Annotated in this window: 27 protein-coding genes; 13 read left to right on the top strand and 14 right to left on the bottom strand. The window is 59.5% G+C overall.

The features are described from left to right. Positions 1-250 precede the first annotated feature (250 nt). From FHL07_RS16390 to FHL07_RS16405, 4 genes are all read left to right on the top strand, one after another. Positions 251-493 carry an exodeoxyribonuclease VII small subunit gene (locus FHL07_RS16390; RefSeq protein WP_019824297.1) on the top strand — a complete coding sequence of 81 codons (243 nt, stop codon included), beginning with the start codon at positions 251-253 and terminating at the stop codon, positions 491-493. Next, the gene (ispA, locus tag FHL07_RS16395) at positions 490-1,377 is read left to right on the top strand and encodes a (2E,6E)-farnesyl diphosphate synthase (protein WP_095019061.1); all 888 of its coding nucleotides are present in this window, start codon (positions 490-492) and stop codon (positions 1,375-1,377) included. The genes FHL07_RS16390 and ispA overlap by 4 nt, the downstream gene beginning before the upstream one ends. A 132-nt stretch (positions 1,378-1,509) precedes the next feature. After that, positions 1,510-3,408 (top strand): 1-deoxy-D-xylulose-5-phosphate synthase, encoded by a 1,899-nt coding sequence (gene dxs, locus FHL07_RS16400; protein ID WP_094999460.1) that lies wholly within the window; start codon positions 1,510-1,512, stop codon positions 3,406-3,408. Positions 3,409-3,595: 187 nt separating this feature from the next. Then, positions 3,596-5,479, top strand: a complete 1,884-nt coding sequence (locus FHL07_RS16405; RefSeq protein WP_095020963.1) for a TonB-dependent receptor domain-containing protein — start codon at positions 3,596-3,598, stop codon at positions 5,477-5,479. Positions 5,480-5,577: 98 nt separating this feature from the next. Here FHL07_RS16405 and FHL07_RS16415 read toward each other — a convergent pair whose 3' ends face one another. The 10 genes from FHL07_RS16415 to nrdR all read right to left on the bottom strand — a co-directional run bounded on the left by FHL07_RS16415 (position 5,578) and on the right by nrdR (position 13,076). Then, positions 5,578-6,369, bottom strand: a complete 792-nt coding sequence (locus tag FHL07_RS16415; protein ID WP_095023468.1) for a cobalamin-binding protein — start codon at positions 6,367-6,369, stop codon at positions 5,578-5,580. Continuing rightward, positions 6,369-6,788 (bottom strand): MFS transporter, encoded by a 420-nt coding sequence (locus tag FHL07_RS16420; RefSeq protein WP_094999463.1) that lies wholly within the window; start codon positions 6,786-6,788, stop codon positions 6,369-6,371. The genes FHL07_RS16415 and FHL07_RS16420 overlap by 1 nt, the downstream gene beginning before the upstream one ends. Further along, entirely contained in the window at positions 6,785-7,402 is a 618-nt protein-coding gene (ribA, locus tag FHL07_RS16425) for a GTP cyclohydrolase II (protein ID WP_165446501.1), read from the bottom strand. The genes FHL07_RS16420 and ribA overlap by 4 nt, the downstream gene beginning before the upstream one ends. 223 nt (positions 7,403-7,625) lie before the next feature. Then, positions 7,626-8,585, bottom strand: coding sequence for a thiamine-phosphate kinase (gene thiL / locus FHL07_RS16435; RefSeq protein WP_095020965.1), 960 nt, complete (start codon positions 8,583-8,585; stop codon positions 7,626-7,628). 15 nt (positions 8,586-8,600) lie between these two features. Next, complete coding sequence (gene nusB, locus FHL07_RS16440; protein WP_095019065.1) at positions 8,601-9,101, bottom strand: transcription antitermination factor NusB; 501 nt, start codon at positions 9,099-9,101, stop codon at positions 8,601-8,603. Beyond that, complete coding sequence (ribH, locus tag FHL07_RS16445; protein ID WP_138738705.1) at positions 9,098-9,574, bottom strand: 6,7-dimethyl-8-ribityllumazine synthase; 477 nt, start codon at positions 9,572-9,574, stop codon at positions 9,098-9,100. The genes nusB and ribH overlap by 4 nt, the downstream gene beginning before the upstream one ends. A 90-nt stretch (positions 9,575-9,664) precedes the next feature. Beyond that, a complete protein-coding gene (gene ribBA, locus FHL07_RS16450) occupies positions 9,665-10,756 on the bottom strand; it encodes a bifunctional 3,4-dihydroxy-2-butanone-4-phosphate synthase/GTP cyclohydrolase II (RefSeq protein WP_094999467.1) in 1,092 nt (363 codons plus the stop codon). Positions 10,757-10,772: 16 nt separating this feature from the next. Further along, positions 10,773-11,435 (bottom strand): riboflavin synthase, encoded by a 663-nt coding sequence (locus tag FHL07_RS16455; RefSeq protein ID WP_086795767.1) that lies wholly within the window; start codon positions 11,433-11,435, stop codon positions 10,773-10,775. Between the two features lie 46 nt (positions 11,436-11,481). Continuing rightward, positions 11,482-12,615, bottom strand: coding sequence for a bifunctional diaminohydroxyphosphoribosylaminopyrimidine deaminase/5-amino-6-(5-phosphoribosylamino)uracil reductase RibD (gene ribD / locus FHL07_RS16460; RefSeq protein WP_165446500.1), 1,134 nt, complete (start codon positions 12,613-12,615; stop codon positions 11,482-11,484). Beyond that, the gene (nrdR, locus tag FHL07_RS16465; protein WP_029611200.1) at positions 12,612-13,076 is read right to left on the bottom strand and encodes a transcriptional regulator NrdR; all 465 of its coding nucleotides are present in this window, start codon (positions 13,074-13,076) and stop codon (positions 12,612-12,614) included. Before nrdR ends, ribD begins: the two co-directional genes overlap by 4 nt. Positions 13,077-13,215: 139 nt before the next feature. Between nrdR and FHL07_RS16470 the strand changes: the two genes are divergently transcribed. Genes FHL07_RS16470 through trxA form a run of 3 tightly spaced genes read left to right on the top strand, consistent with a single transcriptional unit; the run spans position 13,216 to position 15,258 of the window. Next, positions 13,216-13,665: a hypothetical protein gene (locus tag FHL07_RS16470; protein WP_094999468.1), complete on the top strand. Its 450-nt coding sequence runs from the start codon at positions 13,216-13,218 to the stop codon at positions 13,663-13,665. Beyond that, positions 13,662-14,351 carry a class I SAM-dependent methyltransferase gene (locus FHL07_RS16475; RefSeq protein WP_138738706.1) on the top strand — a complete coding sequence of 230 codons (690 nt, stop codon included), beginning with the start codon at positions 13,662-13,664 and terminating at the stop codon, positions 14,349-14,351. The genes FHL07_RS16470 and FHL07_RS16475 overlap by 4 nt, the downstream gene beginning before the upstream one ends. 31 nt (positions 14,352-14,382) lie before the next feature. Beyond that, on the top strand, positions 14,383-15,258 hold the full coding sequence (trxA, locus tag FHL07_RS16480; RefSeq protein WP_094999470.1) for a thioredoxin: 876 nt from the start codon (positions 14,383-14,385) through the stop codon (positions 15,256-15,258). Between the two features lie 164 nt (positions 15,259-15,422). On the opposite strand, the gene FHL07_RS16485 is transcribed toward trxA, so the two are convergent. Then, positions 15,423-15,770, bottom strand: a complete 348-nt coding sequence (locus tag FHL07_RS16485) for a hypothetical protein (protein WP_094999471.1) — start codon at positions 15,768-15,770, stop codon at positions 15,423-15,425. A 133-nt stretch (positions 15,771-15,903) separates the two neighbouring features. Here FHL07_RS16485 and FHL07_RS16490 point away from each other — a divergent pair, with 133 nt between their 5' ends. The 5 genes from FHL07_RS16490 to FHL07_RS16510 all read left to right on the top strand — a co-directional run bounded on the left by FHL07_RS16490 (position 15,904) and on the right by FHL07_RS16510 (position 19,970). Further along, a complete protein-coding gene (locus FHL07_RS16490) occupies positions 15,904-16,467 on the top strand; it encodes a DUF2796 domain-containing protein (RefSeq protein WP_095019067.1) in 564 nt (187 codons plus the stop codon). A gap of 51 nt (positions 16,468-16,518) precedes the next feature. Further along, positions 16,519-17,229, top strand: coding sequence for an ABC transporter ATP-binding protein (locus FHL07_RS16495; protein ID WP_094999473.1), 711 nt, complete (start codon positions 16,519-16,521; stop codon positions 17,227-17,229). A 1-nt stretch (position 17,230) separates the two neighbouring features. Further along, positions 17,231-18,496 (top strand): ABC transporter permease, encoded by a 1,266-nt coding sequence (locus tag FHL07_RS16500; RefSeq protein ID WP_095019069.1) that lies wholly within the window; start codon positions 17,231-17,233, stop codon positions 18,494-18,496. Positions 18,497-18,521: 25 nt separating this feature from the next. Continuing rightward, on the top strand, positions 18,522-19,031 hold the full coding sequence (locus FHL07_RS16505) for a DUF3299 domain-containing protein (protein ID WP_371926176.1): 510 nt from the start codon (positions 18,522-18,524) through the stop codon (positions 19,029-19,031). 240 nt (positions 19,032-19,271) lie between these two features. Then, the gene (locus tag FHL07_RS16510; protein WP_094999476.1) at positions 19,272-19,970 is read left to right on the top strand and encodes an OmpW/AlkL family protein; all 699 of its coding nucleotides are present in this window, start codon (positions 19,272-19,274) and stop codon (positions 19,968-19,970) included. 59 nt (positions 19,971-20,029) lie between these two features. On the opposite strand, the gene FHL07_RS16515 is transcribed toward FHL07_RS16510, so the two are convergent. The 3 genes from FHL07_RS16515 to FHL07_RS16525 all read right to left on the bottom strand — a co-directional run bounded on the left by FHL07_RS16515 (position 20,030) and on the right by FHL07_RS16525 (position 24,095). Beyond that, the gene (locus FHL07_RS16515; protein ID WP_094999477.1) at positions 20,030-20,959 is read right to left on the bottom strand and encodes an NAD-dependent epimerase/dehydratase family protein; all 930 of its coding nucleotides are present in this window, start codon (positions 20,957-20,959) and stop codon (positions 20,030-20,032) included. After that, entirely contained in the window at positions 20,952-21,836 is an 885-nt protein-coding gene (locus FHL07_RS16520; protein WP_138738707.1) for a sugar nucleotide-binding protein, read from the bottom strand. Before FHL07_RS16520 ends, FHL07_RS16515 begins: the two co-directional genes overlap by 8 nt. A gap of 144 nt (positions 21,837-21,980) precedes the next feature. Next, entirely contained in the window at positions 21,981-24,095 is a 2,115-nt protein-coding gene (locus FHL07_RS16525; RefSeq protein ID WP_094999479.1) for a mechanosensitive ion channel family protein, read from the bottom strand. Positions 24,096-24,766: 671 nt separating this feature from the next. On the opposite strand from FHL07_RS16525, the gene FHL07_RS16530 reads away from it, so the two are divergent. Next, the gene (locus FHL07_RS16530) at positions 24,767-26,494 is read left to right on the top strand and encodes an AMP-binding protein (RefSeq protein WP_094999480.1); all 1,728 of its coding nucleotides are present in this window, start codon (positions 24,767-24,769) and stop codon (positions 26,492-26,494) included. Positions 26,495-26,583: the final 89 nt, after the last annotated feature.

A 26,583-nucleotide genomic window follows, 5' to 3' on the forward strand; every position in this document is an offset into this window, starting at 1 on the left:
GCGCAAGGCAACACTTCCGCAAGGTGCTTTTTACGGCCTGTGTTTTATGGTGGCCGTGCGCAGGGCGCCCTTGTGGCGCGCCGGGTTCCGGATGCACCGGTCGACTAACCTGCGTACGGCTGCCACCCACTCGTTTAGTAGCGACAAGTGAAAACCCCCTCACCTGGATACATGGGCGCCCTGTCGATTTGCCCCAAAACCCGCCGTCTGCTAGTGTCAGCCGGTTTTAACGCCTACCGAGAATGCCGCCATGGCCCGCAAAAAAGCTTCCCCGGATTTCGAACAGTCACTCGCTGACCTGCAAACACTGGTCGAGCGTCTGGAAAATGGCGAGCTGTCGCTGGAAGATTCCCTGACCGCCTTCGAACAAGGCATCCGCCTGACCCGTGATTGCCAGGGCGCACTGGCCCAGGCCGAGCAGAAAGTACAGATCCTGCTTGAGCGTGACGGTGAGCTGGCACAAGAGCCTTTTGATGCGGAACAGTCCGAATGATTGATGCTTACCAGATCAGCAGCCAGGCCCGTGTCAATGCGGCGCTTGAAAGCCTGTTTGTCGCTCCGGCTCCCGAGCTGGCCCGTCTTTATGAGGCCATGCGCTACAGCGTCATGAATGGCGGCAAACGGGTTCGCCCGCTGCTGGCCTATGCCGCCTGCGAAGCCCTCGGCAGTACACCTGAGCAAGCCAATGGCGCGGCCTGTGCCGTGGAATTGATCCACGCCTATTCGCTGGTGCACGACGACTTGCCCGCAATGGACGATGACGATCTGCGTCGCGGCCAGCCAACCACCCACAAAGCGTTCGACGAAGCCTGCGCCATTCTGGCGGGCGACGGCCTGCAAAGCCTGGCGTTCAGCGCTTTGCTCGACCCGCGCCTGAGCAACCTGGACGCCGACACCCGTTTGCGCATGGTCACGGCCCTGGCTTTTGCTGCAGGCCCGGCGGGCATGGTCGGCGGGCAAGCGATCGACCTCGGTTCGGTGGGGCTCAAGCTCGACCAGGCCGCGCTGGAATACATGCACCGGCACAAGACCGGCGCCCTGATCGAAGCCAGCGTGCAACTGGGCGCCCTGGCCAGCGGTCATGCAAACGAAGACAACCTGCACGCACTGAGCCTTTATGCACGGGCCATTGGCCTGGCGTTTCAGGTTCAGGACGACATTCTGGATGTTGAAAGCGATACCGCAACTCTGGGTAAACGCCAGGGGGCCGACATAGCACGGGACAAACCGACCTACCCCGCCCTGATGGGGCTGGAGCAGGCCAAAGGCTATGCGCTTGAGCTGCGCGACCAGGCGCTCAACGCCCTGCGACATTTTGATGCAGCCGCCGAACCGCTGCGTGAACTGGCACGTTATATCGTTGAGCGACGCCACTAAAGGGCGCTGCTCAGTAACGTTTTCTGACAGCTCTAATGCCAAGGTCTTACGAACGAATGCCAGACTGCGTGGGCAGCTTACGTTCCATAAGGTAAACTGCCGCCTCTTCTTATACCTATAACGATTCGCCTGATGCCAACGACGTTTCAAGAGATTCCCCGCAACCGTCCGACTACGCCCCTGCTTGACCGGGCAGGCACGCCTGCGGGCCTGCGCCGCCTGGCAGAAGCCGAGCTGGAAACCCTGGCCGATGAGTTGCGCCTGGAATTGCTCTATACCGTCGGCCAGACGGGCGGGCATTTCGGTGCCGGCCTGGGTGTCATTGAGCTGACCATCGCGTTGCACTACGTGTTCGACACCCCGGACGACCGGCTGGTGTGGGACGTGGGCCATCAGGCGTATCCGCATAAAATCCTCACGGGCCGTCGCGAGCAGATGGCAACGTTACGTCAGAAAGACGGCATTGCCGCTTTCCCGCGTCGTGCCGAGAGCGAGTACGACACCTTTGGTGTCGGCCACTCCAGCACCTCGATCAGCGCAGCGCTGGGCATGGCCATTGCCGCCCGCCTGCAAAAAAGCGAACGCAAGGCGATTGCCGTGATCGGTGACGGCGCATTGACTGCGGGCATGGCGTTTGAGGCGTTGAACCACGCCCCCGAAGTCGACGCCAACATGCTGGTGATCCTCAACGACAACGACATGTCGATCTCGCGCAATGTTGGTGGTTTGTCCAACTACCTGGCCAAGATCCTGTCGAGCCGCACCTATGCAAGCATGCGCGAAGGCAGCAAAAAGGTGCTCTCGCGTCTGCCTGGTGCGTGGGAAATTGCGCGGCGCACAGAAGAATATGCCAAGGGCATGCTGGTACCCGGCACCCTGTTCGAAGAGTTGGGCTGGAACTATATCGGCCCGATCGATGGCCACGACCTGCCGACCTTGATCGCGACGCTGCGCAATATGCGCGACCTCAAAGGGCCGCAGTTTCTGCATATCGTCACCAAAAAAGGCAAGGGCTTCGCTCCGGCCGAAGCGGACCCGATCGGCTATCACGCCATCACCAAGCTCGAACCGCTCAATGCTCCGAAAGCTGCACCGAAGGCACCCAGCGGGCCCAAGTACTCCGCCGTGTTTGGCGAGTGGCTGTGCGACATGGCCGCTGCCGATGAGCGCCTGGTGGGCATCACCCCGGCCATGAAAGAAGGCTCGGATCTGATTGCGTTCAGCGAGCGGTATCCAAAGCGCTATTTCGACGTGGCGATTGCAGAGCAACATGCCGTGACCTTTGCTGCCGGCATGGCCTGCGAAGGCTCCAAGCCGGTAGTGGCAATTTACTCGACGTTCCTGCAGCGCGGTTACGACCAGCTGGTGCATGACGTCGCGGTGCAGAATCTTGACGTGCTGTTCGCCATCGACCGTGCCGGCCTGGTGGGCGAAGACGGCCCGACCCACGCAGGCAGCTTCGATCTGTCGTTCCTGCGCTGCATCCCGGGCATGCTTATCATGACCCCGAGCGATGAGAACGAACTGCGCAAAATGCTCACCACCGGCCACCTGTACAACGGCCCGGCGGCAGTGCGTTACCCTCGCGGCACAGGCCCGAACGCAGTGATCGAAAAAAACCTCGAGCCGCTGGAAATCGGCAAGGGCGTGATTCGTCGCCAGGGTTCGAAAGTCGCCATGCTGGTATTCGGCGTGCAACTGGCAGAAGCCCTGCAAGTGGCAGAAAAAATCGACGCCACCGTGGTCGACATGCGCTTCGTCAAGCCGATGGATGAAGAGCTGGTTCGCGAAATGGCTGCCAGCCATGAGCTGCTGGTGACCATCGAAGAGAACGCTGTCATGGGCGGCGCAGGCGCCGGCGTCAGCGAGTTCCTGGCCCGTGAAAACGTGCTCAAGTCTGTGCTGCACCTGGGCTTGCCGGATATTTACGTCGAACATGCCAAACCTAGCCAGATGCTGGCCGAATGCGGCCTGGATGCGGCAGGTATCGAAGCCTCGGTGCGTCAGCGCATGGAACTCCTGGGGCTCTGAGCCACTTGGTCTGCGCGATTTCGTAGCAACTGCCGCAGGCTGCGTTCGATTGCGAAGCGATCGTAAATCCGCCCCCCTCGGTGATACTGATACACCGCGAGGCATGGTTTACGGTGGCTACGCCACCGGACGCAGCCTAGTTCCTACGGCAGCTGCTACGATCCGCCCAACACCCTGTTGAGACACCATGAAACACCTTCGTCTTGCCCTGATCCTCGGTTTTATCCCCGCCTGCCCTTTGCTTGCAGAGCCGCTGGAGCGCGAAGATGCGCTCAAACTCCCGCAGACCCTGATCACCGGCAATCGCCAGGTCGAGGCTCGCTCGGACAGCACAAGCGCCAACAGCGTGTTCACCCGTGACGATATCGACCGCCTGCAACCCACCAGCCTGACCGACTTGCTCGGCCGGGTACCCGGTGTACAAGTGGCCCGCAGCGGTGGACGCGGCGGTTTGCCGGGGATTTACATTCGCGGCACCAAGTCGGCGCAAAGCCTGGTGCTGGTCGACGGCCAGCGCATGGCCAATGCCACTTCGGCCGACAGCAATCTGCAGTACCTCAATATCGATCAGATCGAGCGGGTTGAAGTGCTGCGCGGCTCGCGCTCGGTGATCTACGGCAGCGATGCGATTGGCGGTGTGATCCAGATTTTCACCCGACGCGGTGCCGATCAAGCCCCGCAGCTTCGCCTGCATAGTGCAGTGGGCAGTTATGGCAGCTCGCAAAACAGCCTGGGCATCTCCGGTGGCGACGGGCAAACGCGCTACAACCTCAGTGGCAGCCTGGAACAAACCGCCGGGATCAACCGCACCCACGAATCCTTCCCCAGCGACAGCGACCACGACGCCTATCGCAACAAGTCACTGAGCCTGAACCTGAGCCACTACCTGAACCAAGAGCTTGAAATTGGCCTGACGGCCATGAAAAACGTCGGCAAGACCGAACTCGACAATTCGTTCGGGCGCTGGGACCCGCAGACCCAGACTGTCAGTGGCCAACAGCTCTACAGCGATTTTGATATCAGCAGCGTCGGCAGTTTTATCGACGCGCAACTGAACGAACGCTGGAACTCGCGCCTGGAGCTGGGCCACAGCGAAAACCGTGAAAAAACCCGGGACAAACTCAGCGCCGAGATCTACAGCTTCAACACCTATCGCGACTCGCTGAACTGGCAGAACAACCTGACGCTGGACGATCAAAACAGCCTGATCCTCGGCGCCGACGCCTATCAAGACCGGGTACGCAGCAGCACCGTTTTCGAGGAAGACAGCCGCTGGAACCGCGCCGCGTTTGTTCAGCACCGCTTCCACGGCGAGTACTTCTCGACCGAGCTGGGCCTGCGTCACGACCAGAACCAGCAATTTGGCAGCCACAACACCTGGAGCGCCAGCCTGACGGTGCCGCTGAACGCCGACAACGACGTTATGCTGACTTACAGTGAAGGGTTTCGCGCACCGACGTTCAATGACTTGTACTACCCGCAGTTCGGCAATCCCGATCTCAAGCCGGAATACTCAAAAAGCTACGAGCTGCAATGGCGCAGTCAGCTAAGTGAGACCAGTCGCCTGGAAACCTCGCTGTATCGCACCGATATTCGCGACGCGATTGTGGCCGATGCCGACTTTATTCAGCAGAACATCGGCGCAGCACGGATCACCGGTTTCGAAAGCGCGTTGCAGCAAGAATGGTTCGGCTGGCAGAGCAGCCTGGGTATCGCGATTATTGACCCGCGCGATCGTGATACCGGCCATACCCTGAGCCGACGCGCACGCCGTACCTTGAGCCTGGATCTGGATCGGCAATTTGACAAGGTAGGTGTCGGCGCCAGCTGGCAAGCGGTGAGCAGCAGCTTCAATGATGAAGACAACAAGCAGCCCGTTGGCGGTTATGGCTTGCTGGGATTACGCGGCAACTGGCAGGCCAGCTCAGAAGTGCGGCTCGACCTGAAGGTCGATAACCTGCTGGACAAAAGCTTCACCCGCGCGCTGTACAGCTATGACGGCAACTACTATGGCTACCGCGAAGAACGGCGCTCGCTGCAGCTGGCAATTACCTGGACGCCGACGTTCTAAACCTGTGGGCGCGGGATGGCTCGCGATAGCATCACCGCGACTTACCTGACACTGCGCATCACCTGCATCGCGAGCAAGCCCGCTCCCACAGATAATTTTTATCTCTGTAATTGCTCACACAATCTGGCCGTCGCTTCCAGCATCTGCCCGCTCGGACGCTCCAGGCCCTTGTCGGCCAATAGCAGCAAACGCCCATGCTTGACCGCATCGATCTGCGGCCAGGCTTTCCAGGCATCCAGCTGCGCCTGGGTGCCGGCGATAATCACCTCAGGATTACGCTGTAACACAGACTCTATACCAACCTGCGGCGCCGGCAGTTTGAGGTGGTCAAACACATTGCTTGCTCCGCACACTGCCAGCGCATCACTGATGATTTGCCCGCCGCCGATGGTGTACAGCGGCTGATCCCACACCTGATAAAACACCCGCACAGGCACGTCAGTCCGGTACTGTTCACGCAGTTGTGCCAGACGTTGGCGCAGTTGCGTTGCCAGCTCCCTTCCACGCTGCGGGCGACCCAGGGCGATGGCCAGGGCTTCAACCTGATCGGCCAGTTGATCGAGGCTTGCCGGTTCGGCGGTGAAGGTGGGGATATTCAGGTTACGCAATTGCTCGCGCTGGGCAACACCCACACTGCCTGGCCAAAGCAAAAGCAGGTCGGGTTGCAGGCTGAGCAGACGCTCCATGTCCAGTTGCCCGTAGCGGCCCACAGAAGGCACGTCGGCAAGCTCAGGTAACGGCTCCCCTGCTTCCAGACGCCCCACCAGCAAATCGGCGGCGCCGAGTTCGACAACCATTTCAGAAAGGGACGGTGACAGGCTCACCACGCGGCTGACAGCCTGGGCAGAAAAGCTGACAGTCAGCAACAGAGCTGCCAGCCAGACGCGCATCAGCCTACCTGGCGGGGGACGCGATAGAGGTAAAACAGCACCAGCGTTGACAGTACCAGCAGCAATAGCGGTACGCCTTCAAGCCCGACAAACACCGCCAGCGTGGCAATCCAGGTGGGCAGCCCCGCCGCTAGCAGGGACCGCTGACGTGCACGCGCCAGCTCATCCCAGGCTGCAGGTTCCTGTGGGGTGTCGAGGGCTTTCTGCAGATTGATCAGGCCATGTTTGTAAGGCCCGAACGTGCGCAGGGTGACGAACATCGAAGCCACGCCCGCAATAAATAACGGCATTGCCAGCTCAGGCAGCAACGGCTCGGCGCTGCCGAAAAACCAGCAGACCAGCACCAGAGGCAGCAGGGTCAGCAGCAGCTGTTGCCACCAACTGAAACTCAGGCGCCGACGACGCTGGCCACGGGTCATGCCGGGTCAGCCTCGCTCTGATGCTGGTTACCCATCATGTGCCCTAGCTTGTTGGCTTTGGTCGCCAGGTACAGCTTGTTGTGCGGGTTGTGCCCGGTGTGCAGCGGCACACGCTCGGCCACGGTGATGCCCATGTCAGTCAGGGCTTTGACCTTGCGCGGATTGTTGGTCATCAGGCGCAGCGAATGCACGCCTACGTGCTCCAGCATCGGCAGGCAAATGGCGTAATCGCGCTGGTCGGCGGCAAAGCCGAGGCGCTCGTTGGCTTCAACGGTATCGGCGCCGCCATCTTGCAACTCGTAGGCACGGATTTTGTTGAGCAAACCGATGCCACGGCCTTCCTGACGCAGGTACAGCAATACGCCACGACCTTCGCGGGCAATGGCCTGCAAGGCGGCTTCAAGCTGCGAGCCGCAGTCGCAGCGCTGGCTGAACAGGGCGTCACCGGTCAGGCATTCGGAATGCACACGCCCCAGAACCGGCGCACCGTCTGTAACGTCGCCCAAACTGAGCACAACGTGTTCACGACCCGTGGCCTTCTCAAGGAAGCCATGCATAGTGAACTCGGCAAAGGGGGTGGGTAATTTGCAAGCGGCAACGAAAACGACAGGCACCGTGTGCTCCTGATCAGTTTGAGTACTGGAAATTCGCAGAGGCGACATTGTAACAGGAGGTTCCTACAGACGCTTAGGCTGAATTACCGAGGATAAATATCTAAAAGTTTGATGACTTACGCTACACAGGCCCCGTGGGAGCGGGCTTGCTCGCGAAACAGGCGATGCGGTGTATCAGGCTGAACGTGGCGCTGCCATCGCGAGCAAGCCCGCTCCCACAGGGTCACGCACGAAAATGCTGATAGCCGTGGACTGCCGGAGTAATGTCCAGGCCTTCGTCATCCAGCAGCGTGACGCCCTGCCCTTCAACCACGCGACCAATCACATGGATAGGCCAGCCATCGGCCAGCAGGGTCGGCACCTCAACCTCAGGCAAGGTAAACGCCAGTACATAGTCATCACCGCCGCTCAACGCTGCCTGTTGCGCTCCCGCCTCGCCCAGGAACTCTTCCAGCGCCAGCGAGACCGGCACCCGGTCGAGTTCAATCGCCAGCCCCACCTTCGACGCCGCCGCGATATGCCCGCAATCGGCCAGCAGGCCATCGGAAATATCCAGCGCCGAGGTGGCTTTACCACGCAGGGCCTGGCCCAGCGCCAACTGCGGTTGTGGCGACCAGTAATGGGCCAGCAACGGTTCGCCTATCATCGATACCGCGGTGCGCTGCCCCAGCACCAACGGCAACGCCCCGGCCGCATTGCCCAGCTCGCCACCCACACACAGCAGGTCACCGGGGCGCGCGCCGCTGCGGGTCAGGGCATGGCCCGTGGGCACTCGCCCGAAAACTGTAAGGGTCAGACACAATGGCCCGCGCGTGGTGTCGCCACCGATAAGGCGCAGGCCACAGGTCTGGGCCATCAGGTTCAAACCACGGGCATAGGTTTGCAGCCACTCGGCGTCAAACGTCGGCAGGGTCAGGGCAAGGGTAAATGCGACAGGAGTTGCGCCCATGGCCGCCAAATCACTGGCCGCCACTGCCAGCGAACGCTGACCGAGCAGGAAAGGGTCGCAGGGATCTGCGAAGTGCACCCCGGCTACCAGGGTGTCGGTGGAAATCGCCAGCTGTTCCCCGAAGGGAACATCCAGCAGGGCGCAGTCGTCGCCAATACCCAGGGCAACACCCTCGCCGCCCTGCGCACAGGGCGCGGCAGCGAAGAAGTTGCGGATCAGCTCAAACTCGCCCATGGCCGACAGCGCGGTTTAGCGCTTGTAAGCCTTTACTTCAGCTTCACGCAGGCGTGGCGCCAGTTTGTCGAGCACACCGTTGACGAACTTGTGGCCGTCGGTGGAGCCGAACACTTTCGCCAGCTCGATGCCTTCGTTGATCACAACGCGGTAAGGCACGTCGACACGCTTGATCAGCTCCCAGGTGGACAGGCGCAGAACAGACAGCTCAACCGGATCGAGTTCTTCGATGGTGATGTCCAGGCACGGAACCAGGGCAGCATCGATCTCGCCTTTGTGCGCAGGCACGCCGTGCAGGATTTCACGGAAGTAGGCAGCATCAACGTCGGAGAAGTCGTTATCGACGCGGAATTGCGCTTCGATTTCGTTCAGCGACTGCTTGGCCATGTGCCATTGGTACAGGGCCTGAGTTGCGAGTTGACGCGCTTCACGGCGCTTGGCGCTCTTGGAAGGCTTGCCAGCGTCCGCAGGTTTCGGGTCGCGCGGGTTGAAACGATCGCTTTCGTCGGAAATCACTTGGCCTCCAACTGTGCCAACAGGCTAACCATTTCAAGGGCGGACAAGGCTGCTTCTGCGCCTTTGTTGCCAGCTTTGGTGCCCGAGCGCTCGATGGCTTGTTCAATCGAATCAACGGTCAGCACGCCGAAGGCAACCGGTACGCCGAACTGCATGGACACTTGGGACAAGCCCTTGGTGCACTCGCCAGCAACGTATTCGAAATGCGGAGTACCGCCACGAATCACGGCGCCCAGGGCGATGATGGCGGCGAATTCGTTGCGCTGGGCAACTTTTTGCGCGACCAGCGGGATTTCAAACGCGCCAGGTGCGCGGATGATGGTGATGTCGTTTTCGTTCACACCGTGGCGAACCAGGGCATCAACGGCACCACTCACCAGGCTTTCGACGACGAAGCTGTTGAAACGGCCAACTACGAGTGCGTAGCGACCTTTGGGGGCGATGAAGGTACCTTCGATGGTCTTCAGGGTCATTCGGTATGTCTCGTATTAAAGAGCCAGAGCGCATTTGCATGCGCTCTTTAGGATATTGGGCCACGAATTCGGACTGGACACGACCGGTCTTTATTCGGAGGGCACGTATTCTACAACTTCCAGATCGAAACCGGATATGGCATTGAACTTCATTGGTGAACTCATCAGGCGCATTTTGCGTACACCGAGGTCACGCAGGATCTGCGAACCGGCACCGACGATGCTGTAGGTGGTCGGTTTTTTCACCGGCGCGTGGTCAGCCGTTTCGCGGATATTGGCCAGCAATACATCGCCATCCAGGGGGTGACCGAGCAACAGCACCACACCGCTGCCGGCCTCAGCCACCGCGCTCATGGCGGCGCGTAGGCTCCAGCGGCCGGGCTGCTTGACCATCAGCAGGTCGCGCAGCGGGTCCATGTTATGCACGCGCACCAGGGTCGGTTCTTCGGCGCAGATCTTGCCCAGGGTCAGTGCCATATGCACATCGCCTTCGACTGAATCACGATAGGTCACCAAATTGAATTGGCCCAGTTCGCTGTCCAGTGGCTGCTCGGCAATCCGCTGAACGGTACGTTCGTGAATCATGCGGTAGTGGATCAGGTCGGCAATGGTGCCGATCTTGATACCGTGCTCGGCCGCGAAAGCTTCCAGTTCAGGGCGACGGGCCATGGTGCCATCGTCGTTCATCACTTCGCAGATCACTCCGCTTGGCTCGAACCCGGCCATGCGCGCCAGATCACAGGCGGCTTCAGTGTGGCCGGCGCGGGCCAGGGTGCCACCGGCTTGAGCCATCAACGGGAAGATATGGCCCGGGCTGACGATGTCTTCGGCTTTGGCGTCTTTTGCAGCAGCGGCTTGTACCGTGCGGGCACGATCAGCCGCCGAAATGCCGGTAGTGACGCCGGTGGCCGCTTCGATCGAGACCGTGAACTTGGTGCCAAAACCGGAACCGTTGCGCGGTGCCATCAACGGCAGCTTGAGCAGTTCGCAACGCTCGCGGCTCATCGGCATGCAGATCAGGCCACGGGCAAAGCGCGCCATAAAGTTGATGTGCTCGGCCTGACAACACTCGGCGGCCATGATCAGGTCGCCTTCGTTCTCGCGGTCTTCGTCATCCATAAGGATGACCATCTTGCCTTGGCGGATATCTTCAACCAGTTCTTCGATGCTGTTGAGCGCCACGCGGCACCCCCTTACGTCAGGATTTGAGAAAGCCGTTGGCGGCCAGAAAACTTTCGCTGATGCCACCCGAGGTCGGCTCGGCAGCTTTGTCACCCAGCAGCAGACGCTCAAGGTAGCGCGCCAGCAAATCGACCTCGAGGTTGACCCGGCGACCCGGACGGTAGTCACCCATGATGGTTTCGCTCAGGGTGTGCGGAATGATGGTCAGCGAGAACTCGGCGCCATTGACCGCGTTCACCGTCAGGCTGGTGCCGTCGACCGTGATCGAGCCTTTATGGGCAATGTACTTGGCCAGTTCTTTGGGTGCACGGATGCGGAACTCGATGGCACGGGCGTTCTCCTCACGGGAGATCACCTCGCCCACGCCATCAACGTGGCCGCTGACCAGATGACCGCCCAGGCGCGTGGTCGGGGTCAGGGCCTTTTCCAGGTTGACCCGGCTGCCGCTTTTCAAGTCGTTGAACGCGGTGCAATCGAGGGTCTCGCGGCTGACGTCAGCGGCAAAGCCGTTGCCCGACAGCTCAACGGCGGTCAGGCACACGCCATTGATGGCGATACTGTCGCCGAGTTTGACGTCGCTCAGGTCGAGCTTGCCGGTGTCGATGGAAACTCGCACATCACCGCCCTTGGGGGTCAATGCACGGATGCTGCCGATGGATTCAATGATGCCGGTAAACATGGCGTTCCCCTTGAGAACAAAGCCTGCGTAACACGAAGGCTGAGAATTATACGCTCGCTGACGGCACAGGTATGGCAGTGACTCGCCAGTCATCGCCTACCGCGCGCATGTCGGTAATTTTGAGCAATGGCGCTTCGCTCATATGGGTCAGCGGCAGCTCCAGTAATGGCCGCGCCGTAGAGCCCAAAAACTTGGCCGCGACAAATATCTGGTATTCATCCACCAACCCCTGCTCGGCAAAAGCCCCCGCCAGACGCGGCCCGGCCTCCACCAGCACTTCGTTGACGCCGCGGGCGGCCAGCGCCTGCAACAACTTGCGCAGGTCGACCTGGCCATTGGCGCCGTGGATCACCAGGCACTCGGGCCCGGTACGGTATTGCTCGGCAGGCGGCACGCAGGTGGCAACCAGCGCTGGCCCGGCCTTGAAGAACGGTGCATCCAGCGGCACCCGCAAACGCCCGTCGATCAACACCCGCAACGGCGGACGACTGAGCGCCAGCGCGGTCAGCTCGGGGCTCAGGCCCAGTTCAGGGCCGCGCACGGTCAGGCGGGCGCCATCGGCCAGCACGGTATCCGCACCCGTCAGCACCACACTGGCCTGGGCCCGCAAGCGCTGCACCGCCGAGCGCGCTTCTGGCCCGGTGATCCACTGGCTTTCGCCGTTGGCCATCGCGGTGCGGCCATCAAGGCTCATGGCCATTTTGACCCGTACAAACGGCAGGCCGTGCTCCATGCGCTTGAGAAAACCAGGGTTCAACGCCCGGGCATCGGCTTCCAGCACACCACTGCGCACTTCAATACCGGCATCGGCCAAACGCTTGAGGCCACGCCCGGCAACTTCCGGGTTGGGGTCCTGCATGGCTGCAACCACACGCGCCACACCTGCGCTAATCAGCCCTTCGGCGCACGGTGGGGTGTGCCCATGATGGCTGCACGGCTCAAGGGTGACATAGGCCGTGGCGCCCCGCGCCAGCTCGCCCGCAGCGCGCAAGGCGTGGACTTCGGCATGGGGCTCGCCGGTGCGCACATGCCAGCCTTCGCCGACGATCTGCCCGTCACGTACGATGACGCAACCGACACGGGGGTTGGGGTGGGTGGTGTACAGCCCGTTGCGCGCCAGCTCGATGGCCCGCGCCATGTAATGGGTGTCTAAAATCGATTGTTCTGTGGACTGGATCATTCTTTGGAAGGCTCACGGGCAAGACGGTCGATCTCTTCGCGGAACTCGTTCAAGTCCTGGAAACGTCGATAGACCGAGGCAAAGCGGATATAGGCCACTTCGTCGAGCTTTTGCAGCTCGCCCATGACCAGTTCACCAACAACCAGCGATTTGACTTCGCGTTCGCCAGTGGCGCGCAGCTTGTGCTTGATCCGGGCCAGCGCGGCTTCAAGACGCTCGACACTCACCGGGCGCTTTTCCAGCGCACGCTGCATGCCGGCGCGCAGCTTTTCTTCATCGAACGGCTGGCGGCTGCCGTCCTGCTTGATAAGGCGGGGTAATACCAACTCAGCTGTTTCAAAGGTGGTGAAACGTTCACCACAGGCCAGGCATTCACGCCGGCGGCGCACCTGGTCGCCCTCGGCAACCAGACGCGAGTCGATGACTTTAGTGTCGTTGGCACCGCAGAAGGGACAGTGCATGGTGGCAGCCAACAAAAATGGGGAGCGCCATGTTAGCGCATCCCACTGGCAAGACAAGCCATAGGCTTTACGGTATACAGACGGGCTACTATCTTTTACACAATCTGATACACCGACTGACCTGCCGCTGGAGCCGTGTATGCCGCTACGAACGCTTGTTTTGCTGTGCCTTGCCAGTTTGCTGGTCGCTTGTAGCAGTGAGCCGCCAAAATCGGCACAGCCCCAAGTGCTGACGCAGCCAAAAACCGATGCCCCGGCTGACCTTGGCCCGCTGCCGTCATATCAGCGCGAGTTGAGCGGAGTGCTGACCGGTGTGCCGGCAGGCGCCGAGGTCGAGCTGGCCATGCTGATCGTTGACGATCGTGGCCGCCCCCAAGGCTTGATGGCCAGCAGCAAGATCCTCGGCAACAGCCAGGCGCTGCCTTTCAAGCTGCGCTTCAACCCGCAAGCCTTCCCGACCGGCATGCGGGTCGAGCTGCGCGGCCGCGCCAGCCAGTCCGGGCAATTGATCCTGCATCTGCCTTCGCGGATCATCAACCAGCCCACCACGCAGGCGCTGGGTACCCTGGCCTTCGTCAAAGCACCATGAATATACCGTTTGGCCTGCAGCAGTCGTTGAGCGAGTTGCTGGGTGATGCGCGGCTGGTGGCGACCGACTTGCCCGGCACCGCGCTCAAACTCTGGTTGATCGATGCCCACAATATGGATCGCGCCTTCACCCCCGACGAAACCCGGCGCATTCTCTACGAACCTCCCTACTGGGCCTTTTGCTGGGCCAGCGGGCTGGCGCTCGCACGCTTTCTGGCCGAGCAACCGCAGTGGGTCAAGGGCAAGCGCGTTCTGGATTTTGGTGCCGGTTCGGGCGTTGCAGCGATTGCAGCAGCCAGGGCCGGGGCGCTGGAAGTGGTGGCCTGTGACCTTGACCCGCTGGCACTGGCGGCCTGCAGGGCCAATGCCCAGCTCAACGATGTCGCGCTGGGCTACTCCAGCGATTTTTTTGCCGAGGCGGACCGGTTCGATCTGATCCTGGTGGCTGATGTGCTCTACGACCGCGAAAACCTGCCGCTGCTGGATCAGTTCCCTAGCCGCGGCCAGCAGACCCTGGTAGCCGATTCCCGCGTACGCGACTTCAAGCACCCGCTTTATCGGCAACTGGCCATGCTCAAGGCCCTGCCCCTGCCCGACCTGGCCGAGCCCCACGAATTTCGCAACGTCAGCCTGTATCACGCACAACGCGAGCCTGTGCCTTTCAGCCACTGCGCCCAGCCTTTATAGTTGCTCTTATTTACCTGCTTCGAGACACGAAATGAATCAGCCTACGCCTTCTTACAGCTTCGACGTGACCTCCACTGACTTCGACAGGCTGGTGGTCCAGGCCTCATTCGACCAACCCGTACTGGTGGATTTCTGGGCCGAGTGGTGCGCTCCCTGCAAGGTGATGCTGCCGATCCTGGAGCAAATTGCCGAGGACTATCAGGGCGAACTGCTGCTGGCCAAGGTCAACTGTGATGTCGAGCAGGATATTGTTGGCCGCATTGGCATTCAGACCTTGCCCACCGTGGTGCTGTTCAAGGACGGCAAAGTGGTCGACGGTTTCCAGGAAGCCCAGCCGGAATCAGCGATCCGTGCCATGCTCGCGCCCCATGTGGTGATGCCTGAAGCTGCGGTTGAAGACCCGCTGGTTCAAGCCCAGGCGCTGTTTGCCGAAAGCCGTTTTGCCGATGCTGAAGCCTTGCTCAAAAGCATCCTGACTGAAGACAACAGCAACGCCAAAGCGCTGATCCTGTATGGCCGCTGCCTGGCTGAACGTGGCGAGCTGACTGAAGCACAAGCGGTGCTGGATGCGGTCAAGAGCGACGAGCACAAGGCCGAACTGGCCGGGGCCAAGGCGCAACTGACGTTCTTGCGCCAGGCAGCGGACTTGCCGGATGTGGCCGACCTGAAGACCCGCGTGGCACAAAACCCGCAGGACGACGAAGCGGCGTATCAACTGGCAATCCAGCAACTGGCACGCCAGCAATATGAAGGCGCACTGGACGGGCTACTGAAACTGTTCACCCGCAACCGCAGCTACAACGAAGGCATCACCCACAAGACCCTGCTGCAGGTGTTCGACCTGCTGGGCAATGATCACCCGCTGGTCACCACCTACCGCCGCAAGCTGTTTGCTGCGCTGTACTAAACCCCGATACATATCTGTAGATACTCTGTTGCAGGTCAAGCCCTATTGTGGGAGCGAGCCTGCTCGCGAACGACCTTCGCGAGCAGGCTCGCTCCCACAGTTGCAGTGTTCCTGTAGCTGCCAAACGCAGCCTCGTCCCTCGGCAGCTGCTACGGGAGTTTTTGTTACGCCACGTCAACCCAGCTGTAAATCGGCGAATCAGCACCGCTAACCACTTTCACCTCGGCACAATGGCGCAGGCGCACCAACAAGCGTTTGCCTGCTCCCGTGCTGCCGGTCAGCGCTTCAAGCTGCCCCAGCAATTCAGGCCCGCTGATCTGTCCAGCCTTGCGCAGCAAATCCTTGGTGGCTTCCCACACGGCATCATCCTGATTCGCAGGTTTTGCGGGCGGCTGGCTGATCGGTGCTTCACTGACGTGCAGTTGCGCGCCCAGCTTTATCCAGTCGCTCTCATCCAGCTCCACGGTCAAATCCACCGGCCAGTCGCCTATCGTTCCGCGAATGCGCACCATCGTCGTGCTCCTCAATTTTCTTGCAGCCATGCTCCCACGCGCCTTGCGTAACGCCAAGCACACGGGCAAACTCTCGCAACAGTTGTTATAAGATCACATAACAATATTTTCACATTTCTGCTGGAGTGCTCCCATGCGCCGTTTGCTTCTTGCTTTGCCGTTTGCCTTGTTGCCGCTGGCGATGGCTCACGCCGCCGACGATCATGATCACGACCATGAACACAGCAGCCTGGCGCCCCATGAACATGGCGTAGGTAGCTTGAATGTCGCGCTCGACGGCCAGACCCTGGAACTGGACCTGGATGGCCCGTCGATGAACCTGGTGGGCTTTGAACACGTTGCTACCACTGATGCTGACAAGGCCAAAGTCAGCTCGGTACGCAAACAACTGGAAGACCCACTGGTGCTGTTCAGCATCCCCAAGGCCGCCGGTTGCACAGCTGAAGCGCAGGAACTGAAAAGCCCGCTGTTCGAACCGGCGCCGGAAGAAGGCAGCGCCAAGGGCGAGCACCACCACAGCGATATCGAAGCCCACTATGCGTTTACCTGCAGCACGCCGGACGCTTTGAAAGCGCTGGATCTGGCGCAGTTTTTCAAGACATTCCCCGGCACCCATAAATTCAAGGTACAACTGATCGGCCCGAGCGGTCAGCAAGCCGTGGAAGTGACAGCCAAGGCACCTGTGCTGAAGTTTTAAACAGCTCCCACAGAAAGACTTCCACCAACTCCCAGGCGATCTCCTCCCCCAATGACCCAAGCACTTATCGAACTGAGCGACCTGAGTTTCAGCTGGCCGGGGCACCCCGTGCTACTGGATATTCCGGCGTTTCGCCTGCAAGCAGGTGAAACCCTGTTCCTCAAAGGCCCCAGTGGCAGTGGCAAAACCACTTTGCTGGGGTTGCTTGGCGGCGTGCAAAAAGCCAACAGCGGCAGCATCCGCTTGCTCGGCCAGGAGCTGGGAGAGCTGGGCTCCGGGGCCCGTGACCGTTTTCGGGTTGACCACACGGGCTATATCTTCCAGCAATTCAATTTGCTGCCATTTTTGTCGGTTCGCGAGAACGTCGAACTGCCTTGCCACTTTTCCAAACTGCGTGCCAGCCGCGCCGTGCAACGCCACGGCAGTGTGGATAACGCCGCGCAAACCCTGCTGGCCCATCTGGGCCTTAAAGACCCGGCCCTGCTGGAGCGACGTGCAGACTCGTTATCCATCGGCCAGCAGCAGCGTGTTGCCGCCGCCCGCGCACTGATCGGTCAGCCCGAACTGGTGATTGCCGACGAGCCCACATCAGCGCTGGACGCGGACGCTCGCGAAGCCTTTATCCAGCTGCTGTTTGCCGAATGCCGTGAAGCGGGTGCCAGCCTGTTGTTTGTCAGCCACGATCAAAGCCTGGCCCCTCTGTTCGACCGTAACCTGTCGTTGTCTGAACTCAATCGCGCCGCCCTGTCGGTAGAGGTCTGAGATGTATCTGTTTCGTCTAGCGTTGGCCAGCCTGGCCAACCGCCGCTTTACCGCACTGCTGACCGCCTTCGCCATTGCCCTGTCGGTGTGCCTGCTGCTGGCCGTGGAGCGGGTCCGCACCGAAGCCCGCGCCAGCTTCGCCAGTACCATCAGCGGCACCGACCTGATCGTGGGTGCCCGCTCGGGCTCGGTCAATCTGCTGCTGTATTCGGTGTTCCGCATCGGCAATGCCACCAACAATATTCGTTGGGACAGCTTTGAACATTTCGCCAACAACCCGAAAGTGAAATGGGCCATCCCCATGTCCCTGGGCGACTCGCACCGCGGCTATCGGGTGATGGGCACCAGCGAGGCGTACTTCGAGCACTACCAGTACGGCCACAAGCAAAACCTGAAACTGGCCAGCGGCCGTCCTTTTGCCAGCGATCCGTTCGAAGTGGTACTGGGTGCCGAAGTCGCCGATGCCCTGCATTACAAACTGGGCGACAAACTGGTGCTGGCTCATGGCGTGGCGGCGATCAGCCTGGTCAAGCACGACGACAAACCGTTCACCGTGGTTGGCATTCTCGCGCGCACCGGTACCCCGGTGGACCGCACGCTGCATATCAGCCTGGGCGGTATGGAAGCAATCCATATCGACTGGCATAACGGCGTGCCCGCCCACGGTGCCGGGCGTATCAGCGCTGACCAGGCCCGCAATATGGACCTAACCCCCCAGGCCATCACTGCGTTCATGCTGGGCCTGAACAGCAAAATTTCGACTTTTGCCCTGCAACGGGAGATCAACGATTTTCGCGGTGAGCCGATGATGGCGATTTTGCCCGGCGTAGCCCTGCAGGAACTCTGGAGCTTGATGAGCACTGCTGAAAAAGCGTTGTTTGTGGTGTCGCTGTTTGTGGTACTGACCGGACTGATCGGCATGCTCACCGCAATCTTGACCAGCCTCAATGAGCGGCGCCGCGAGATGGCGATCTTGCGCTCCGTGGGCGCCCGCCCTTGGCATATCGCCACGTTACTGGTGTTCGAAGCACTGGCTCTGGCACTCGCCGGAGTGATCGCCGGTGTCGGTCTGTTGTATGTGTGCATTGCCGTCGCGCAAGGCTATGTGCAATCGAACTACGGGTTGTATTTGCCACTGGCGTGGCCAAGTGAATATGAATGGACGCTGCTCGGCGGTATTCTGGCAGCGGCCCTGTTGATGGGCTGCGTGCCTGCCTGGCGCGCCTACCGACAATCGCTGGCAGATGGTCTGTCCATTCGTTTATGAGCTTACATTTATGAAAAGGTCTGCAATGTCTCGCGTGCTGCTGGCACTGTTACTGCTGGTTGCGACGCCGCTGTTGGCGGCCGAACCGAAAGAGCTGACCTGGTCGGAAATGATCCCGGCGGATGCGCCGCCTGAAGCACCGGACATGACGCCCCTGCATGACCTCTCGCAGATGGGCAATATGGAAGCCGCCCCGGCAGCCAGGCAGGACTTGCCCAATGCGCCGGTGGTCCCGGCGCTGGATGGCCAGTTGATTCGCCTGCCGGGGTATATCGTGCCCCTTGAAGTCAGCGAAGACGGGCGCACCACGGACTTTTTGCTGGTGCCGTACTTCGGTGCCTGCATCCATGTACCGCCACCGCCGTCGAACCAGATCGTGCACGTGACCAGCAAGGAAGGGGTCAAACTCGACGAGTTGTACCAGCCGTACTGGATCGTGGGCGCGCTGCAGGTCAAGGCCAGCACTAGCGAACTGGCGGATGCGGGGTATCAGATGGATGCGCAGCGGATCGTGGTGTATGAATTGCCGGAGTAACCCCAAAGGCCCCTCACCCTAGCCCTCTTCCAGTGGGAGAAGGGACTGAAAGCAAAAGCAGGTTTGCGCAACGCCACCCATCAGCTCCCTCTCCCTCCGGGAGAAGGTTGGGGTGAGGAGCTCTGGGCAATTAACGAATTTTTCACAACTTCACGCTTTCATTGAGCTGGGTCAACTGAACAGGCCTGGGCGCTCATTACCATTGGTTATATAAATTTTAAATATCCAAATGGAGCTCCCATGCACAAGTCTTTGCTCAGCGCAGCCGCCCTTGCGCTCGCCGTCGTCGCCCCTCTTGCCCACGCGCACACGGAAGGCGACATCATCGTGCGTGCCGGTGCTATCACGGTAAACCCGAAAGCCGACAGCTCCAGCGTCAAGGTTGATCAAGGCCCGTTGGCAGGTGCTGATCTGGGTGGCAAGGCGACCATGAGCAGCGACACGCAACTGGGTCTGAACTTCGCTTACATGATCACCGACCATGTGGGTATCGAATTGCTGGCAGCCACACCGTTTGAGCATGACGTGAAACTCAAGGGTACTGGCCTGGCAGCCGCCAACGGCAAACTGGGTAGCCTCAAACACTTGCCGCCAACCCTGAGCGTTGTGTACTACCCACTGGATACCAAATCGGCATTCCAGCCTTACGTCGGTGCCGGCATCAACTACACCTGGATCTACGACGAACACGTCGGCAGCCGTGCCAGCGCCGAAGGGTTCGACAACTTCAAGGCAAAAAACTCCTGGGGCATGGCCTGGCAGCTGGGTGCTGACTACATGCTGACCGACAACATCATGATCAACGCCCAGGCGCGTTATATCGATATCGACACCCGCGCCACTGTGGAAAACAACGCCGTGGCACCAGGCACTCGTGCCAAGGTCAACGTAGACGTGGACCCATGGGTATACATGGTTGGCCTGGGCTACAAATTCTAAGTCCGGCAATCATAAAAAAGGCGCCTTCGAAAGGCGCCTTTTTTGTGGGCGGGAGATTCTTAGCGGCCTAGCAGGCGTGCCAGCCCGACACTCATTGGTGTGGTTTCACCGAGGGTGAAGCGTTGCAACAAACGGCTATTGTCAGCACGGGAATGGCGGATATCACCCGAGCGGGCCGGACCGTGGCTGATCGGTGGCAACTCGCCGACCACTTCGCTCAACGCTGCCAGCATTTGATTGAGTGTAGTGGCCTTGTTCAAGCCCACGTTCACGGCACCCGCTTCAGCGTTCTCGGTTTCGACGGCTTGCACCAGAATCTTGACCAGATCACCCACATACACGAAGTCGCGCGTTTGTTCGCCATCGCCAAAGATGGTGATCGGCAGGCCCTTTTCAGCACGCTCACTGAAAATGCTGATCACGCCCGAATAAGGCGAGGAGGGATCCTGGCGCGGGCCAAAGATATTGAAGAAGCGAAAGATCACCGGCTCCAGACCGTGCTGGCGACGATAGAAATCCAGGTAGTACTCGCTGGACAACTTGTCGGCGGCATAAGGTGTCAATGGCGCTTTAGGCGTGTCTTCGACAATCGACTCGCCTTCGCCGTTATTGCCGTAGACCGCAGCACTGGAGGCGAAAACAACGCGCTTGATCCCTGTTTCGCGCATGGCTTCGCATACATTCAGGGTGCCGATGAAGTTGCTTTGGTGAGTACGCACCGGGTCGTCTACCGAGGCTTGTACCGAAGCAACCGCCGCCAGGTGAACCACTGCGCTGCAACCGGCCATGACTTTGGCAACCAGTGCGGCATCGGCCACGTCACCTTCAATCAGCTCGACCCGCGAGTTGGCCATTGGCAAGTTGCTGCGTTTGCCTGTGGACATGTCATCGAGAATTCTTACGGAGTAGCCCTTGGCCAACAAGGCGTCTACCAGGTTGGAGCCAATAAAACCGGCACCACCGGTGATTAAAACGGGAGCATCAACCATGACGATAAAACCTGTCCAGTAAAGTGGGGAACGCCGCGCGCCAGGCGCGAGGCTTGATCCCGAAGGTGTGTAGAATTTTTTTGCACGCCAGCACCGCGTGCTGGGGTTCTTCTGCCGCGTCGGGCCGCGCGGCGTGCGCCTGGGGTGTCGGCGCTTCGATTGCCAGTTCGTGCAGGTTACGGGCCTCGGCCAGGATCGCCTGCCCCAGCGCCAGCGGCGTTGTCGCTTCGTGCCCGGCGTAGTGGTAAGTGCCCCACAGCGGCGCCGCGCAATCGAGCTGCTTGAGTACCGAGATAATCACCCGCGCCGCATCATCCACCGGCGTCGGGTTGCCCCGTCGATCATCGGCCATCAACAACTCACCCGGTTTTTCGGCCTGGGCCAGAAACCGCCCGAGGGTGCCATCCGGGCTGTCATCGAGCAACCAGCCAAAACGCAGCAGCACATGTTGCGGGCAAATGGCCCGCACACTTTGTTCGATACGCCACAGTGCCTGACCGCGCAACCCGAGCGGGACGGGTTCGTCTTTTTCGCTGTAGGCCGTCGCACGCGAGCCATCGAAAACCCGATAGCTGGAAGGTTGCAACAAGGTGATGCTGTGGTGCTGGCACAGCTCGGCCAGACGCTCGACAGCGCGCTCCTGGGCGGCAAGACGCGACTCGCTTACTGTCTGCGCCTGAAACCAGTCGAAGTAGTACGCAAGGTTGATGACAGCATCCGGGCGGGTGTCATCGAGCAGTTGCGTGAGGCTCGCGGCGTCCCAACCGTCTTGCGGCGGGCGCGGGGCTAGGAAATTGATGTCTTCCTCGGCACCCAGACGAATCAGCGCCTGCCCGAGGGCATTTCCGCCGCCCAATAACATAAGGCGCATTCGCATAAAGTATGCAGGCTCAGTCTATTTAGAACGGTGATGTATACCAGAAAACCAGCCGTGAAAGCTGCTGACCCTAATCAAGATAGCCGCATTTTGCGGGTTTCTTGCCCACCCGTCACTGACAAACTGCCTCATGCTAAAAGGCCTTCATTGGGATCTGGGCGGAATATCAGTCAGTAATACCGTAGACCGTTGCGCCAAGGAGTCCGCTGGCAGCGTTTGTTCCGGCTCCCGCACGGGCAGCAGAAACCCCTGTGGATAATGCTGTGCGAAGTGAACATCCGGCGACTTATCCACAAGCTTTTTAAGCCGGTCATTGAATGCCCGGCTCACGGTGTTCTGCGCCCCGGACATGGTTCGGAACTGCGCGGTTATGGTCACGCCATCGAGGTTCATGCTGTCGACGCCAAAGATCGTCAGCGAACCCTGCAGGCTCAGGCTGAGCAAAGGATCGCTGCTGATCTGGCTCCCCGCTTCCCGAATCAGGGCCGTCGCTTTGTCCATATCGGTGTCATAGGTGAACTGCACGGAAAAAAAGGCATAGGCAAACTGCCGGGAATGGTTGATGACGGCCTTGATCTGACCAAAAGGCACCGAATGGACAAAACCTCTCGAATCGCGAAGGCGCAGGGTTCGGATGGTCAACCCCTCGACGGTGCCGGCATGGGCGGAGTCGATCACCACCCAGTCACCCACCGAGATGGTGTCTTCAATAATGATAAACAGCCCGGTAATCACGTCCTGCACCAACTGCTGGGAGCCAAAGCCGATGGCCAGGCCTATCACCCCGGCGCCAGCCAGGAAGGGCGCGACGTTCACCCCCAGATTGGCCATGGTGGTGATGGTACAGATCACCACCAGAATCACTTTGATAGCATTGCGCGCCAGCGGCAGGATGGTCTTGATTCGCGTACTGGGCTCATGGCTCCCGCGCCGGTTGGTGGCCGGTTCCAGCGCTTGTTGAATGGCCGTGTCGAGGACCACCCAGGTCAACCAGGTCACCAGAAGGATCAACAGGATATGGCCCAGGGAATCACTGATGACCTTGCCGGTATTGCTGTCGGAAGCGAAGGCCAACAGCGAGAAACCCCAGATCTTCGCCAGCAACTCAATAAAGGTCACGGCCAGGGCAATGCGCAGCAATGCGTAAACCACACCGATAAAACGCTCTTTATAGGCCCCTGTATGCTGGGTTCGCGCCCGAAACGAATGGTGCAGAATCGTGCTCAGAAATACCGTGCCGATCAGCAGGCCCGATGTCAGCAATGCACTGCGCAAGGCACGTTCACTGCCCTCACCCACGCCCAGTAAATTGCGCGCGCTCACCAGCAACATCAGCAGCACGGGCCAGTACCAGAGTACCGAAAAAATGCGCAACGACTCTTGCAAGGCTGGCTGCCCGAGCCGTTGTGCCAGGGCCCGATTGCGGATCAGGTGAGCCACGGGCCGCCGCAGCCGTACCACCAGCCAGCCCAGAATGGCGCACGCCAGCAGGCCGGCGAATACCGACAGACAACTGGCGATATTGCCGCCGATTTGCCGCGCAATTTGCGGGCTGCTCATTGCGTCGCTCAGTGCCGAAAAAAAGCCGATCAAGAACAGCGCCCGTTTCGAGTACTGACGAATAATCTGCACCGCGCGGCGCTTGTGGCCCGTTTCAAACAAGGTACTCAGTGACAGCACCAGCGCCACACAGAACACCCCGGCGCTGCCGGCATAGGTCAGGGTCAGGCCGAACGAGCGACCCAAGGTGTCTTGCAGCATGCGGCTGGCGTACAGGGCCAGCATCAACGAGACCAGCGCAGGCAACATGTAGGGCACCACATAACCCACCAGCGTCTGGATGCGTGGCCGGTCAACCATCGAACGCGTGGTACACAAATAACGCGCCAGCAATCTTCCTGCGAGCATCAACCCGAAAAAAACGCCGGACCAGATAACCGTCAGCAAGAAAAAGTCGCCTACACCACTCCATGAAGGATGTGTGGATGCCTGCTCGACCAGTTGCCCTACTTCACCTGCCGCCCGCTCGGTGCGTAAACGCCAGGCGTCCAGCAACTGCATACTCAGGCCGAGCTGACCTTGAACCTCGTCCATCCCCGCACCCAAAGCCCCCAGCAGCCCGCCATCCACCAGCACGGGAGGCTTGCCATCGGATTCCTCGGCCTTGATCACAGAGGCCAGCGTAGGGGCGGCCAAAAGCATGCCATTGCCCGAGCACAACAGGACAAGAAGCAGAAACGCTGTTTTGAATTTGTACAAACCCGGGGGCCTCCTGCACATCCTTGATAGGCCAACCGTATCGAAGGGATTAGGTTCGAGACAGGGCGCGTCTGTAATTTCGATCAGGTACAGCGTAGTCAATGACACGTCAGGCGCGGGAAATAATCGGTTGAGGCTTGCCTGAAACTGCCGCCATTCAATACACCACTAGACAAAATGTGTAACCCGAAGATCAGGCATCGTAACTGCAGCAAACACCAAACCGGGAGAGAAAGTACTCATTGGACGACGAGTACGCCCGTTATAAGAATACGCCGGAAGCGCCGAAATACGTGATCTTGAAGAGCACGCTTACCCCGCACTACCAACGACTTATTCGAGACACTCCCACAACTAAAGAGTCGACACGTACTACAAAAGTAAACGACTGCGCGCACGACTTAAATACAAAACATCCAACGCCGAGTAACAAGTGTTTAGACACTTAAACAACTATAAACTTGCTTTAGAACCGGGCAATAGCGCCGACTACAAACGAACATGAAAGATTATGAAACTTTCACCCGACCGATTTACAAACACTGTTCCATCCCATAAAGTCCGCCAGACCGGGCACTACAGGTTTGTATGCTCACTAGAGCGTTGTATTGAATTTGTAATATTTGACAGACTTGTTTGATTGACTTCCCGGAGATCGGAAATTGGAAACAATGATCGATGCTATTTTGTCTGCCTTGGATAATCCACAGCAAAGTGCACTGCGGCAAATTACTGTTATAGAAGAGAACGGGGAAGAAAAAAGCATTTCCTATGCAGCGTTGGCACAACAAGCATTGGCGGTCTCTTCAGCCCTGACCGAACTGGGGGTTGTTCGTAATGACCTAGTTATTCTTGCCCTGCCGGCATCGATCGATCACTTGTTACTGCTGACTGGATGCGTGTTGATTGGCGCCTTGCCTTGCACCGTCGCGCTGCCTGGAAGATTGATGGCAGACTCACCGCGCAATCAGATATATGTGGCCTGTCAGTTGTTTGCACCGCGCCTGCTGATCGCATCCGAAAGCAATACACCGGCACTCCAGCGCTTGCTTTCCAACCTGCCTGTACGCGTGGTCACGAGCGCAGAGGTGAGCCTCGCTGCCAGCGCAGGGTTTCCAGTGCGCGTGGAACGCTGCCAGGCTGACAGCGGCCATCATGTGCAACTGACCTCGGGCTCGACCGGTCGCCCCAAGGCCGCCATCCTGAGCCATCGCAATGTCATCGCCAATGTGCGCGGTATCGGCGGTGTTGTTGGCTACAGTGTCGAACGCGGCGACGCCTCTGCGTCCTGGCTGCCGCTGCATCACGACATGGGCCTGGTGACGCTACTGTCGAACCTGTATTACCAGGCACCGCTGCTATTGATGCAGCCGGCCAGTTTTATTCGCAACCCGCTTGGCTGGCTCAAGCGCATGTCCAGCTTTGGCGCAACCACCACGGCGGCGCCGACTTTCGCCCTGCAGTATTGCATTCGCCGTTACCGCGAAGCGTCAATGAAAGAGGTGGATCTGAGCAAGTTGCGCAATATCTTTGTCGGCGCCGAAAGGGTCGATGAAGCCTGCCTGAGGGAGTTTGCACAGACATTCTCGCCCCACGGCCTTTCACGTTCTGCGCTGCAACCCTGCTACGGCATGGCGGAATCGACGCTGGCAGTGACCATGCATAACACGACCTTTGATTACGACAAGCAGGCGCTCTCCTACGTGATTCCTGACCGTATCGACTCCGGCGCGGTAATCGATCATTGGCAGGCACGCCGCGCCGACGATAACAGTCGGCGGGTAGAAACCGTACTGTCGATGGGCCGGCCGATTGACGGGATGCAAGTGGCGGTAAGGGCTTTGGACAGTTCCGACGCCAAGGACCGCGAAGTGGGCGAAATTTTCATACGTGGTTCTTCGGTCATGTCCGGCTATTTACCCGCCGAAGGCCAGACCGAGCACTACCAGAGCGGCGACTGGTTTGCGACCGGGGATATAGGTTATCGCGTGGATGAGCACTTGTTTGTACTCGGCCGCAAGAAAGAACTCATCATTATCCGTGGCAGTAATTATTTCCCCCATGAAATTGAAGACGTCATTGCCTCACACCCTTTATTGGCCAGCGGGGGTAATGCAATAGCGGCCTTCGGTATCTACGACGAGACACAGAGAACCGAGAGCCTGGCGATTCTGATCGAGCTTGAAACGAAGCATAACCCTATCGAACTGCGCACCCAACTTCAAAACCAATTGCGTGAGAAGTTCGGATTTGGTGCCCACGCCATTACATTCGTGCTACCCGGAAGTTTGCCACGTACGACCAGCAACAAACTCAAGCGCCTGGAATGCCGAACTATTTATCTGCAAACCGTACTGGACAACAAAGACAAGGCCGATCGCGAACAGCTTGTTAGTTAATCTACAACCACGCCAATAACATCGACACACTGAAGCACTGCAACTTTCAAATACTGGATCACACACTATGCACACTTTGACGCAAGGTG

The sequence above is a fragment of the Pseudomonas sp. FSL W7-0098 genome (genome assembly GCF_005930585.1).
Lineage (GTDB): Bacteria > Pseudomonadota > Gammaproteobacteria > Pseudomonadales > Pseudomonadaceae > Aquipseudomonas > Aquipseudomonas bubulae.